This window comes from Microcystis sp. LE19-10.1B, from assembly GCF_027530565.1.
Lineage (GTDB): Bacteria > Cyanobacteriota > Cyanobacteriia > Cyanobacteriales > Microcystaceae > Microcystis > Microcystis aeruginosa.
The window spans coordinates 1-13744 of the sequence record NZ_JAPZQM010000202.1; the positions used below are offsets into that span (position 1 = coordinate 1).

Below are 13744 nucleotides of genomic sequence, written 5' to 3' on the forward strand. Positions count from 1 at the left end.
AATCCTTATCTGGCAAGAGACTTAATTGATTAGTTCGCTCTAGATAAAAAACAATTGACAAAAATCGCTAAATGCCTTTCTCTATAAGGGTTCCATCCCTTATAACCCCCGTCCATTGCATAACACAAACCGAAGAGCCAAAATTCTGTTGCTTCATCTCTTCTGTATAGATAGAAAAACGACCCGGAACAGTTTTTAACTTAACCATCTGCTCGATCAATTGCGCGTGTAGTTCCAGGAATTTTTCTAAATATTCTGGTTTACCCGCAACATTGGTTTTTTCCAGAGGGTCATTGACTAGGTTGTACATTTCGTACTGGTAATTAGTCCCCTCGTCGTTAAAGTACACAGAATATTTCCACTCTTTGGTGCGGATAGTACGGATACGTCGGGGAATGGTTTTGAAAAACCGGGGAGGCAGCGTACCATCATCAAAAGTAAAATGAATGGCATCGCGGACTTCCTGATTGGGATTGGTGAATAAAGGCGTTAGGTCACAACCCTGAAAGGCAAACTGGAACAGATCATACACCCCAGCAAATTTAGCCAGAGTTGGCACTATATCCAAGGTCGTGGCAAAGGAATCGGTACTAACGGCGTTGGGGAACAGATTCGGGTTAGAAATAATCAGAGGAACCCGAAGCACTTCCTCGTAGGCATTGAAAGGCTTTTCTCGCTGACGGTCGTGGGCCAGGCACATTTCCCCATGGTCGGAAGTCCGCACGATTAAGGTATCGTCAATTAATCCCTTAGCTTCAAGGGCATTCAGCACTTCATTGATTTGGTTATCTGCCAGTTTTTTCAGATAGCCGTAGAAGTTAACAAACATCTGCTGAACTTGCTGACTATTGGTAGCGAATTTACCATCTTTTAGTTCTGGTAAATCTTCATACCACACCTTTTCGCCGCTCCGTTTTAGCCGTTTCCAGCGTTGCTCTTCCTTGACTTGACAGCCTTGTTTAAAAATCTCCTGGACGGTTGGCTTAAAGGATAGATCCTCGAAGACAGTTTCGGGAATGGGAAGATTAAAATCTTTAAAGTCCTCTAGGGAATAGCCGGCATCTTTCTCAAAGGTAGGAGCCACATGAATATCATGGGGATTGACCAAAGACACCACCAAGCAAAAAGGACCGTCCTCGGATTTGTAATTTTGAATAAATTCGAGAATCCCTTGTTCTTCCGGGGGAATGGCCTCGTCAATTCCAGCCAAGATCTCTTGCTTTTTCGCTTCCTTTTCCTTCGGGGAAAGTCCACTAAAAGCTCCGCGTCCTTCCTTGGCATCTTGCTCAATGACTTTTTTGACCCCTTCTACACCCCGTAGATAGCGTTCATCATTGTAAAAAATTCCTTTGCCAAACTTGGTTAAATCACTGCGGGCAACTCCCGCATCAATCGGAGTCCAGCCATCGAAACCGTAGGACTGTTTCATGTATTCGATGTCTTCGCTTGACCACTTATCGGTGTCACTCTTGGGAACGCTCAAGTGCCATTTGCCCTTCCAATAGACCTTATAACCGGCCGCTTTCAGAACCCGAGCTAGGTTCACCTGAGTGGGACTAAGAAGCTTTTGTTCTAGGGATTGTCCGTAGCTATCCTCATAGCGGTTGATAATATCGGAAAAAGGCTCGGCAATGGTGTTGATGACACCGTGTTGGTTGGGATAGGTACTGGTGAGCAGAGTAGCCCGACTGGGAGAGCAGGCCACCGTTACCGTGAACATTTTGTTGAAGGTCAGCCCGTTCTTTTTCAGTCGTTTCAGGGCCGGTAGATGCTCATCTTCAAAGCTTTGCGGCCAGCGTTCAGCAACGGCGGCACTGTCTTGGTCAGTGAGGAAAACGACAATATTGGGTTTAGAGGCTTTGGCAGTTAAGGGGAGTTGTTCTTGCTGCCATGTTGCCCCGTTAATTGTGCCATTACTGCCCTTACCGGTTTTGTCAGTGACGATATTACCTGAACCTTCATTAAGGGGCCAATAGCCCACCAGGCCTGGTTCATTGCCTAGCAGCCGATAATTCATTGATTTTTTAATGTCTTCCGCGGACCGTGCTTGGTTCCAAACCTGCACTTCCCCGATTTGGCCGGCAAATAAATAGTCTGGGTTTCTTTCTGTCGCTCCTGCTCCAATCCGTAAGGGAGATTTCTTATTCGGGATGATTTTGGTAGCCACGGGGCCGCCGGCCAGTTGCCCATTGACATAGAGTCTCATGTTGTTGCCATCGTAGGTGGCGGCTAAATGCGTCCAGGTTCCCAGCACAACATCGGGACCGGTTACGGTCACCCAATTACCGCCATTGCCTGTCCAAAACTGCCATTTATTGTTTTCCCCAGCATAAAGGATGTATCCCCCCTGCGGGCTGTCGGTTCTGCCAGTGATCGGCGATCGCCATTGACCCTGTTTTCCCGTTACTTTAGCCCAACAGGACACGGTAAACTGTTCCGGGTTCAGTTGAGCATTGTAAGGAACTTCCACATAATTTCTTTGCCCATCAAAGGACAAAACATTGGACAAAACATTTTGTTGAGCAGACATAAAACTGATCCTTTCTTTACTTAGGGGTTAATTCAATTCAAGGCAACCAACTTAGTTGATGTCATCAAAGACGAAGACGAAATCAGAGTAAAAAACAAGGCATGACTTGAAGTCATTATTCTACAATTTCAATTTTTTGAGGGGAACCAATATCCTCAGACACAACCTCCGCCGACTCTATTTGCTGTTTGAGCTTCAGTTTCAGTGCTTGGGTAATCGGTAAACCTTCAACTTCTTTGATTAAGTCTTCCTGAGCTTCCTGTTTACGACGGTCTTTATAGATAGCACCAAGAACCGCTTCAATTCCATAGTTTGTCAAGACATCCCCCACCACAGTGGTCAGACTAAGCAGTCCCAAACCACCGAAAACGCCAAGGGGACCCCCTAAAGCTGCCAGCGCGAAGGCAACGGGATAAGTGGTAGCTCCCGAGGTGGATACCGTGACCACGAGAATTGTGCCGGGGAGTCCCAAAGAACCAATTCTCTTGGCTACTTCGTCCAAAGAAACCCCCCAGGATGCCAGTTTTTTGCTGATTTCACCCGGGGCAGCCTTTAGTTTTTTGCTGATTTCCTCCCAAGAAAATTCTGAAGCGGCAGCTTGTTCGTTGACATTCTGGGATGAAGATTCATCAGCGGCAGCCTGTTCGTTAACATTCTGGGATGAAGATTCATCAGCGCCAGCCTGTTCGTTAACTTCGTCCATGAGAAACTCCTAAAAATTAATCTCCCGGAGTCTAACACACTTTGACCGAGGGATAAACCTATTTTAAAAATCCTTGACAATTCGTAAATATTCTGATTGACTGGTAGCATTTGAAATGCCTAGACAGCAGACCAACGGCCGACAAAATTAGCCAATTCTCAATAGCTTTTGAGATGGGTTTACCCTGATTTGGCTGTTCTCGCTTCCCTATGGAAACGAGGTCTATACTGATAGGGTCTTCCGTCAAAGTAGCCCTAAAAGTCTTGTCTGATAAGCATTTCACGATTCCATAAGCAAAAGTTATCGTACAAAGTCGAGAAGATTAGTGATTTCTCCCGCCACTACCTCACCTCCATGTAACCTTCCATACCAATGTAAATGTTAAACAGCTTATTTATAGCCCGCATTCCCTCTCTAGACTCGTATCAGTCCAACGTGCTTACCGATGGATGTTTAACCTATTCTTGGCAAAATGTTGAAGAAATATTTGACAATTTGTCAAGCTTCTTCATGCAAGAAAAAATCGATCATTCAGACTGCTTGGCCCTGGAATGTGAAAATTCTCTTGCCAGTGCTTTAACTCTGTTATTTTTGTTAGAAAAGGGCTATAGTTTCTTTTTGCATCCTCAGTCAAATTCGCCCTCTATTATTCCTGAGTTTTGTCGCTATTGCCTCACTCCTAAACTGGAAAAAACTGACAGTTTGGATCGGATTAACAATTGGCTAAAAATTACCGAAAATCATCAATATAAAACTATCGATGACAAGGGTAAAAGGCTATATATGAAGACTTCTGGGAGTACAGGAACCCCCAAAATAGTGGTTCATTCTCAGACTAAATTGCTAGAAAATGTGCTTAACTGTGTGGAAAGATTGAGATTAAATTCAGAGGCGAGAGTGGCGATTCCAGTCCCGATTTATCATCTCTATGGTTTAGGGGCTGCTTTTCTCCCTAGTGTGGCTGTGGGGGCCTCTATTGATTTACAGAAAGGTGCTAACCTTTTACGCTATCTTCAGAGAGAAAAAGACTTTAATCCTAATATTGCTTTTATGACTCCTAGCTTTTGTGAAACCTTAGTTAAAGGCAGAAAATCAGCCAGAGAGTATAAATTAACGGTGGTGGCGGGAGATCTGATCAAAGAAAACACTTTTATCAAATATGAAGAGAATTTCGGCCCCCTAGTTAAGTTATATGGCAGTACAGAAATGGGGGTAATTGCCGCAGGTAGTCCCCAAGAAGAATTATCCCTCCGTTGTCAAACGGTCGGTTTACCTATGCCAGGTGTCCGATTGCAACTTAATAAATCTTTAAACTCGCAAATGTCAGAAGTTGGGGAAATTTGCTGTCAGCATCCATCAGGTTTTGATGGTTATGTTGATCCGGCAGGAGTGCCGCTGATGTCAACAAATTCCGATGATTGGTTCCCTACTAAAGATTTAGGTAAGCTACATTTAGACGGTCATCTGGAAGTTTGGGGAAGATGTGATCGCAGTATTAACCGGGATGGTCTATTGGTCTTGTTTTCTGACATTGAGAAAAATATGGAAACCCTAGATGCAATTGAAGCGGTTGCAGTCCAATGCCATGGAGAGAGTCAAAGAGGCAAAGGTATAGTCGCTTTTTGTGTCTTGACAAAAGGGACTCATCTGTCTGAGAATGAAATCAGAGAATTGTGCTTTGATATACTACCGAAAAGAGCGATTCCAGACCGCATTGTCACTTTGAAAACCTTACCGATGTTACCCAACGGGAAGATCGACCATCAGCAATTAGTCAGTTTTTTACCCAAAGCTTAGAAAATGGCGACAAATATTTTAAATCAACTCAAGACAATTATTGCCGAACAACTGGATGTCAATCTCAAAATCGAGGAAATTGACGAAACTGCCTCCCTATTTGAAGACGGGTTAGGATTGGATTCCATCGCAGTAGTTGAATTAATTGCTTTGACAGAACAGCATTTCGAGGTTGAGTTTGCGGAATCGGATTTAAATCTAGAATCCTTTAGCAATCTTAACGTTTTAGCTAGTTGTATTGCCCAGAAAATGCCGGCAAGTGAACAATTAACAGTCATAGCTTGATCTAGAGTTAACGCAATCTAAATAAAAATACCCTGGTCAAAAACCATGACTTTAACCGTTGAACTTCCGAAAACCCAAACGCCGCAACGTTTACCCTTAAATCCTAACTATCCCCCCTTTCGCCAGTGGAAAGCAGGGGTAATCGCCGAAAAACTAGAAGAACAGCCAATCTGTCTCTATGTTCATATCCCCTTTTGTACTCAACGCTGTGCTTTTTGTTATTACAAAACCGTTGACCTAAAAGAGAGCCAAGTACAGGCCTATGTAGATACGCTTTGCCAAGAAATTAAACTCGTTTCCGAAAGATTCAATTTGAAAAATAGACGGATTCAGGCGGTTTATTTTGGCGGAGGAACTCCCACCACCTTAACTGGAAACCAGTTAGTCCAAGTTGTCGAGAATTTACGGGAAAATTTCTCCTACTTTGAAGAAAAGAAACAGTTTTCCGTAGAAGCAGAACCCTTGAGTGTTTCCCCATCAAAAATGAGGTTACTCAAAGAATTAGGAGTAAATCGCCTGAGTTTAGGTGTTCAATCTTTTAATGATCAAATCATCAAACTAAGTGGCAGAGGTCATGACGAAAAACAAGCTTATCGAGCGATAGATGTAGCTCAAAAAGCTGGCGAGGGGCAATGGTCAATTAATATTGACCTGTTGAGTGGACTAGCCGGAGAAACCCTAGAAACTTGGCAAGAAAGTTTAGAATGCGCTCTAAAAACCGGAGTAGAAAGCATCACCGTTTATAAAATGGAAGCTTTTGCCAATACCCAAGTATTTGATCAAGGGGTTCGCCAAGAAATTATAGAATTGCCATCAGCAGAGCTAGAAATGCAGTTTATGCAGTTGGCCATGGAGCGCTTTGCCCAAGCAAACTATAATCCTTGGAGTCATTTTACCTATGTTAAAAATGACAGCGATTTGGCCACAAGTACCAAACAATATCGCAGTGAATACATTTTTAATATTTGGCACGGAATGGAGTTTTATGGACTGGGAGTCTCTGCTTTCGGCTGTTTAGGGGATTCTCTGTTACAAAATACTAGCGATATGGAAAAATATGCGACCCTTCTGGTCCAAGGAGAACTACCCTTATCTCGCGGGTATAAGCTGACTAGCTTGGACCGGATGGTGCGGGAAGTTTTACTAGGAATCAAGACATTACGTTTTGATTTAATTGCATTTCAGCAAAGACATGGGTTTAAATTACAATCCCTTTGCGGGGAAACTTTGTCCGCACTTGAAAGAGATGGTTTTGTCACCGTATCTACCCAAGAAATTGAATTAACCGCTAAGGGGATTCTTTATGGGGACTATGTGGGCGAAACTTTAGCAGCATCTCTCAAAAAACTCAAAAGTTAGTAAGTAGGTGGGTGTTAAAAATTGTCAGTTTCCCCCCTTAATCAGGGGGGGCAGAACCCCTTACTCAGTTAAAATCTAGAAACTGGATAATCGCTAACTAATAATTGTTCATTGTTGAAAATGACCCAGATGAGATGTGCAGAACAAACAGTTTAGCTCAGGTCCCACTTAATGATTTACCCGTGCTTACTGCTGCGGAAATTGAAGAGCAAGTAGCCGCTATTTATGGTCTTCTTGAAAATTGCTCCCTTCCCCAGGGACAACTAGAGCAACTGACCGAAAAACTGGCAGAATTTCAAAGCCAATGGCAAGCGGTTTTTACCAAATTTGGACAAAACTATCGAGGAGAATTAGCCTATCGAGATTTAATCGGGGAATTTAGCCGAAAAATAGCACCATTATTACAAAAATGGCTATCTTCATCGGTGGCAATCCAAGAGATAATTAATCCTATTACTTCCATGCTTTCAACCCTATCGCCTTCCCCACCCCTGAGGGGAAAGGAGGGTGAGATGCTTTCTCTGCATCAGAGAAAACGTTTGTTAATTGCCAAAAAAAAGCACCAATCTCAGCTAGAAGTAGAAGATAAAAACCTCTTAATTCCAGAGTTTGAAAAGCCGATTTTTATTGTTTCTGCACCCAGAGCAGGAAGTAGTTTATTGTTTGAAACCCTGGCTAAATTCCCCGATTTATGGACAATTGGAGATGAAAGTCACGAAATTATCGAAGGAATACCCGCTTTACATCCAGCCACACGCAATTTTAGCTCTAACTGCTTGGATGAAGGCGATGCTACCCCAGAAATTAGCGCAACTCTAAGAAAAGGTTTTACCCAACAATTACAAAATCGGGAGGGGGTAAAATATTTAAACATTGCTGAAAATGAGAGTCCTAACAAAATTCGTTTTTTAGAAAAAACGCCGAAAAATGCTCTAAGAGTTCCTTTCTTAAAGGCCGTATTTCCTGATGCTCTCTTTATCTATCTTTATCGAGATGCTAGGGAAAATATTAGTAGTTTGTTAGAAGGATGGCGATCGCATCGTTTTATTAGCTATCAACCCTTACCCGGTTGGGAGCATAGTCAGTGGAGTTTTCTGCTCGTACCCGGTTGGTCATCTCTCCAGGAATCTTCTCTGGTAGAAATTGCCGCCTATCAGTGGAAAATGGCTAATTCCTACCTAATAGAAGACCTTCAGTCCCTCAACCCTTCCTGTTGGTGTTCGGTCAATTATCGGGATTTAATTGAACATCCCGGGCAAACCATTAATCATATTGCCCAATTTGCCCAACTGCATCAAGACAAACAAATCGAGCAAATTCTCTCTCAACCCTTACCCATCGCTCAAAGAACCCTATCTGCTCCTAGACAAGAAAAATGGCGCAAACATGAACGGGAATTGGCCACAGTGTTACCAGACTTAGAAAACATAATTGATTGTTTGCACTATCTTAAGTAGGTAGGTATTGAAAACTTTCAGATGCCCCCCTTATTAAGGGGGGACTAAGGGGGGATTGGCACCCCCCTTATTAAGGGGGGACTAAGGGGGGATCGAACCTAAAATCCATTTTTAATTTAATTATAACCAGCTACTTAAATCATGATTGAAGTACAATTACAGCCAATTGAGAAGAATTTTAGGGCAGAAAATTATTCTTATTCCACCACAATTCATCAATTATTTGAAACCCAGGTGGAGAAGACCCCTAATCAGATTGCGGTAAGTTTTGAAGATTCCTCCTTAACCTATAGGCAGTTAAATGACCGGGCCAACCAAATCGCCCATTATTTAATTGAATTAGGAGTAAAACCAGAACAATTAATAGGAATCTGTGTTGAGCGTTCCCTAGAAATGATCATCGGGGTTTTAGGTGTTCTCAAAGCGGGAGGGTGTTATGTACCCCTTGATCCTGCTTACCCCCAAGAACGGCTAAAATTCATCCTAGAAGATGCCGGTATATCTATCTTATTGACACAGGAAAAACCCCTTATAAAACTCCCCCTTGAGCAGATAAAAGTAATTTTTTTAAATAAAGATCAGTCCCTAGTTCAACAAAGTCAAGAAAACCCTAAAACTACTGTAAACTCCGACAACTTAGCCTACATTCTCTATACTTCTGGCTCCACTGGCCTACCCAAGGGGGTTTTAATTACTCATAAAGGAGTAGTTAATTTAGTTCAAACAGAAATTAAACTATTTAACTTAAATCCCTCAAGTCGTGTTCTGCAATTTGCTTCCTTAAATTTTGATGCTTCCGTTTCGGAAATCTTCACCGCTATTTGTTCGGGGTCGCAACTTTGTCTAGGAAATTCTAACTCCTTACTTCCGGGGGATAACTTGCTTAATTTTCTGCAAAAAAAAGCTATTACCCATGCACAAATTCCCCCATCAGTATTAGCCGTCCTCCCTCAAGCACCCTTAAAACACCTACAGGTATTAATTGTCGGCGGAGAAGCTTGTCCCCCTGCCTTGATGGCCCAGTGGTCAGTGGGAAGACGCTTTTTTAATGCCTATGGCCCCACCGAGGCCACCGTTGATGCCACCATAGCAGAATGTAGCCCTGATAGTCCCTTAACTATCGGTCGTCCTCTTGCCAATACTCAAGCTTATATCCTTGATGAGTCTCTCAAAAAAGTTGCTGTGGGGGTTGCGGGAGAATTACATATTGGGGGAGTAGGTTTAGCTAGGGGATATCTCAATCGTCCCGAATTAACTGCGGCAAAATTTATTCCCCATCCTTTTGATAATAATCCATCGGCGAGGTTATACAAAACCGGCGATTTAGCCCGTTATCTTCCCGATGGTAATATTGAATGGTTAGGGCGCATAGACTTTCAAGTTAAAATTCGCGGTTTAAGAATTGAATTAGGGGAAATTGAAGGCATCTTAAACGAAAATACCGCCATTCACCAAGCGGTAGTCATTGTCCGTCAAGAGCAGTTAAATGATCCTCAATTAATCGCTTATGCTGTTATTAATCCCACCGTTAAAGTCGAGCAAGTTCTCACTCAATGGCGCGACTATCTCAAAGAAAAGTTACCCCATTATATGATTCCCCAGGCATTAGTAATTTTAGAAAAGATGCCTTTGACCCCCAATGATAAAGTTGACCGTGTAGCTTTAGCTAAATTGCCTCTAAATTATGACACTTCTCGTCTGGTTACACCGCCACGAAACCCAGAGGAAGAACTATTAACCGCAATTTGGGCAGAGGTTTTGGAATTAGAAAAAGTAGGAATTGATGAGAACTTTTTTGAATTGGGGGGACATTCCCTCAAAGTTATTGCCCTCTGTAAGAGGCTAGAGTCTCATTTTGAAAAAAAGTTTGCTGTAGAAACTATTCTTGATGCCGCAACGGTGGCTGAATTTGCCGAATATTTACGGAAAAATCATCCAGAACTAATCGAAAAAATTGAGAAGATAAAATTTAATGAGGTAATTAATCCCTTAATCGACGAGAATTTTATTGCCGATTCTTCCCCAGAAATTGATTCCTTATCTGGCTGTCCTTATTTTCCCTTATCTTTGACTCAACAGAAAAGATGGTCCTATGAAAAATCCAACACAGTCATCCATTTTTCAGGTAATTTTAGACGACACTACCTTAAAGGAAACCTCAATTTAGCAGTTTTAACAGCCAGCTTGAATGAGATTATCTATCGCCATCAAATATTGCGTGTCACCTTTCGAGAAGTCAACGGTTCCCCCGTTCAGTTAATTAACCCCTACACCGAAAAAAACCTACCCATAATTGATTTACAACCCTGGCCAGAGAACCAGAAAAGTGAGGAATTAGCAAGATTATTACAAGAGATTATTAATCAACCCTTCGACTTGATTAATGGCCCCTTAATCAGACTGATATTAATTCGTTTGGATGAGAAGGAGCACATTCTCCTCACTCACATCCACGATATTATTATAGACAATTCATCCTTGACGCTCTTTTTTAAAGAATTGGAGCTACTTTATCAGGCTTTTGTCTTAGGTGATTCCTCCCCTTTACCTCCCTTACCTATCCAGTATGTTGATTATGTTCAATGGCAACTAAAATCCTTTAGTTCTCAACTAATTGAGCCGAAAATTAACCACTATAAACGTATTTTAGAAGCGGGAGAGTCACCAACCTTAAAAATTCCCCCACACCTGATTTCGCCGTCTAAATCTGGCGATAAATTATCCGATTCATCGGTTTCAAGTCTAGGGACTAATTTTGATTTTGAAATTCCTGGGGATTTCACAGAGAAATTAAACATCCTCTGTCAAGAGCAAAGAATCACTTTATTTATGACTGCACTAACAGCCTTTGCTGTTTTACTCTATAGCTATAGTGGCTGTGAAGATATTATCATCCGCGCTCCCCGTGACGCTCGTAATCATCCACACCTGAAGCCTCTAATCGGTTTAATTAGTAATATAATGTTGCTCCGAGTTAGTTTAAGTGGTAATCCTACTGTTAGAGAGTTACTAACGCAAGTGCGAAGGGTAGTATTAGAAGCCTTAGAGTATCAAGATATTCCCTTTGAGCATTTAGCCAAAGTCATTAAACCAGAATATCGCCTTGATAATTCTAGTTTTAAAGCAGTTATTACGGTTTTGTCAGAGTCCCCCGAAGAAGAATTGAAACTACCTGGGTTAGAGGTGACATCTTGGGAAATGGAAGAGTTTGAAGTTAGGCCCGACTTAGAGTTAATACTCTGGGAAAATAAAACTTCCCCAAAACCCTCTCTTAAGGGTTGGTGGCAATATAAAAAAGATTATTTTGAGCTTGATTCAATGACTCAAATTAACCGAGATTTCATGCAGATATGGTCGGAAATTGTTACGAATCCTCATCAGCCAATTACCATCTTCCAAAATCTTAAAAGTATATAGCAAGAATTGAAGATTTTTCCTATAAATTATGGTCTAAGCTAAACGGCTTTTACTTCGGATCACCGATATAGACTCCAAAAGGGTTATAGCTGTTGGATCATGCAGGTTAAGCGCCGTTTAGCTTAGAACAGGGGGAAAATAGCCAACTTTCTGAAAGTAAGAAAAATATAAACTGAGCAATTTTTCATCAATAACGGGACAGGAGATAGATAGCTCTGTTAATTCTATCAATGTTCGAGTTGCGTCAAATTCTAGCTTATCAGGGGAAAATAGTTTTGACAGTTTCAAAAGCAGTAATAAAGATGAATATAGTGTGTTCTTGGGAGACTGGGACAATTGATATTTTAATTCGGCATAAAAATTATCATAATCAACTTTTTCTAAGGAATAGCCTAAAAGTTGAAGAGAATTAAAGAAAGTTTCCCAGGAAATTAGCTGAGAATTAATTAAATGAAATACTTGACCAGCATGGTTTTTTTGCTGGGATAAACCGACAATTGCCTGACTGACATAATCAACGGGAACGATATCTATTTGTGTGTTTAAAGCGGGGAATTTTTTTAATTGAATACAACCCTTTAGCAAAATACACAGGAAATCTTGGAAATTACCGTTAATCCCCGTTTTACTATTCCCGATAATTCTTGAAGGACGATAAATACAAGCAGGTAATCCTCTTTTTTGTGCGACCATCACTAATTGTTCTGCCACCCATTTACTTTGGCGATAACCTCCTTGAAGATTAACAAAATTAGGGCTATCCATTTCAGTAATTTTTGCAATTTCCTCCTGATTATCACCGAGAAAAACCCCAAGAGTCGAAACAAAATGAACGGGTTTAGTTTGCTCCCTACTAGCTAACCTTAGCACTTCCTGCGTCCCCAAGACATTTACCGGTTTTAAAGTAGAATAGGGACGAGCAGAGTTAACCCAAGCTCCATTGTGATAAATAATATCAATTATTGCCGCTAATTCATTAAATGCTAGTTGAGAAAGACCGAATAAAGGTTTCCCTAAATCTCCAACAATAGGAATAAGACGAGAATTAAAACCATCTTGCCAAAGAGAATAAAACTCTAAGTTTTTTTGAAGACGATTTTTACCCTCTTCTATATTAGAACAGCGAACTAAACAATAAATATCTGCGCTGGTTTTCTGGAGAAGTTCTTCGAGTAAATAAGCACCAAGAAAACCAGTTGCTCCTGTCAATAAGATAGCTTTTGGCTCTAGTACATTCTTGGAAAGCGATTGCTCAAATTGAATCGAGGAATCCAAATTTACTTCCGCTTTCAGGTCTAACTGTTGAGTCACAGGTTTAGTCATGTGTTTTTTTAATCCCTTCTAGAGCAACCTGATGAATAAGTTCGGCATCGGAGAGATAGGGAAATCTTTGCCAAAAACGAGACCATGTTACTAAATATATCTCTTGTTCTTCTTGAGGAAATCGCTTAAGTTTCTCCTCAAATAGATTTTTATAACGGTCTATTTCTGCTTTTAAATAATGATGCGCTTCCTCTCCATAGAATTTTTGAAACATCCAGTAGGTATTGTAACTACCTGCTGCGATATCCTTTTTGTAGGAACGAAGATCATCATTAAATTCTAGTAAAACTTCTAGAGGTGACATCAGATCAAAAATTTCACTTCTGTAGGGTTTACCTGAAATCTGAACTAAAGCAGAATGTAGAATTCTCAAATCACAAGACCTTAGTTCAGAGGCAAGAAGTAAGTCCTCATAAGTTATTTTTTCAGAAGCAATTAGCTGACCTTCTAATTCAATATATTTACCTAAGTTGTCTGCTTGTGCTAAAATTGCGGAGCCTTCTACACCAAGTTCATGCAACAGAGATTCAATAATTTTTTTTCTGGCATCCCAGGGAGAAACTTGAGTTAATAGTGAGCCATCTTTTTGATTACTCTCTTCTAGTTCTACATCGGTTTCGTAGATCAGATATTCAATAAATGCTAAGAGTGGATAAAATTCAAAAAATTCATCATCAGAAATGTTATAAATTGGACAATATATTTTGAAAAACGGCTTTAAAACTGAAGTAGCTTTATAGATACTATAATAGGAAATATAAGGGATTTGACTAACGGTTTTTTTTCTTTCAATCATACCAGGGGACATTTGCGGGTTCATTTTAGTTTCTCCTTTTTGAATTTTTAAACAAATAAGTTTCCGCGGTCAAATAA

General features: G+C 40.9%; 9 protein-coding genes. 5 read left to right on the plus strand and 4 right to left on the minus strand.

Translation table 11 applies throughout. The annotated features are described in order from the left end of the window. Positions 1–67 precede the first annotated feature (67 nt). Together O9332_RS07425 and O9332_RS07430 are read right to left on the minus strand one after the other, a co-directional pair. Entirely contained in the window at positions 68–2530 is a 2463-nt protein-coding gene (locus tag O9332_RS07425) for a sulfatase-like hydrolase/transferase (RefSeq protein ID WP_002761492.1), read from the minus strand. 115 nt (positions 2531–2645) lie between these two features. Then, positions 2646–3233: a hypothetical protein gene (locus O9332_RS07430; RefSeq protein WP_002761493.1), complete on the minus strand. Its 588-nt coding sequence runs from the start codon at positions 3231–3233 to the stop codon at positions 2646–2648. Between the two features lie 378 nt (positions 3234–3611). On the opposite strand from O9332_RS07430, the gene O9332_RS07435 reads away from it, so the two are divergent. The 5 genes from O9332_RS07435 (at position 3612) to O9332_RS07455 (ending at position 11548) form a co-directional block, all read left to right on the plus strand. Continuing rightward, entirely contained in the window at positions 3612–5030 is a 1419-nt protein-coding gene (locus O9332_RS07435; protein ID WP_002761495.1) for an AMP-binding protein, read from the plus strand. Between the two features lie 3 nt (positions 5031–5033). After that, a complete protein-coding gene (locus tag O9332_RS07440) occupies positions 5034–5315 on the plus strand; it encodes an acyl carrier protein (protein WP_002761496.1) in 282 nt (93 codons plus the stop codon). A 45-nt stretch (positions 5316–5360) separates the two neighbouring features. Continuing rightward, positions 5361–6674, plus strand: coding sequence for a coproporphyrinogen-III oxidase family protein (locus tag O9332_RS07445; protein WP_002761498.1), 1314 nt, complete (start codon positions 5361–5363; stop codon positions 6672–6674). 104 nt (positions 6675–6778) lie between these two features. Next, the gene (locus O9332_RS07450) at positions 6779–8131 is read left to right on the plus strand and encodes a sulfotransferase family protein (RefSeq protein WP_288024629.1); all 1353 of its coding nucleotides are present in this window, start codon (positions 6779–6781) and stop codon (positions 8129–8131) included. A gap of 141 nt (positions 8132–8272) precedes the next feature. Then, positions 8273–11548 carry a non-ribosomal peptide synthetase gene (locus O9332_RS07455; protein ID WP_288024632.1) on the plus strand — a complete coding sequence of 1092 codons (3276 nt, stop codon included), beginning with the start codon at positions 8273–8275 and terminating at the stop codon, positions 11546–11548. Positions 11549–11665: 117 nt separating this feature from the next. Here O9332_RS07455 and O9332_RS07460 read toward each other — a convergent pair whose 3' ends face one another. Beyond that, a complete protein-coding gene (locus tag O9332_RS07460; RefSeq protein WP_288024635.1) occupies positions 11666–12871 on the minus strand; it encodes an SDR family oxidoreductase in 1206 nt (401 codons plus the stop codon). Further along, positions 12864–13691, minus strand: a complete 828-nt coding sequence (locus tag O9332_RS07465; protein ID WP_288024638.1) for a hypothetical protein — start codon at positions 13689–13691, stop codon at positions 12864–12866. Before O9332_RS07465 ends, O9332_RS07460 begins: the two co-directional genes overlap by 8 nt. Positions 13692–13744 lie beyond the last annotated feature (53 nt).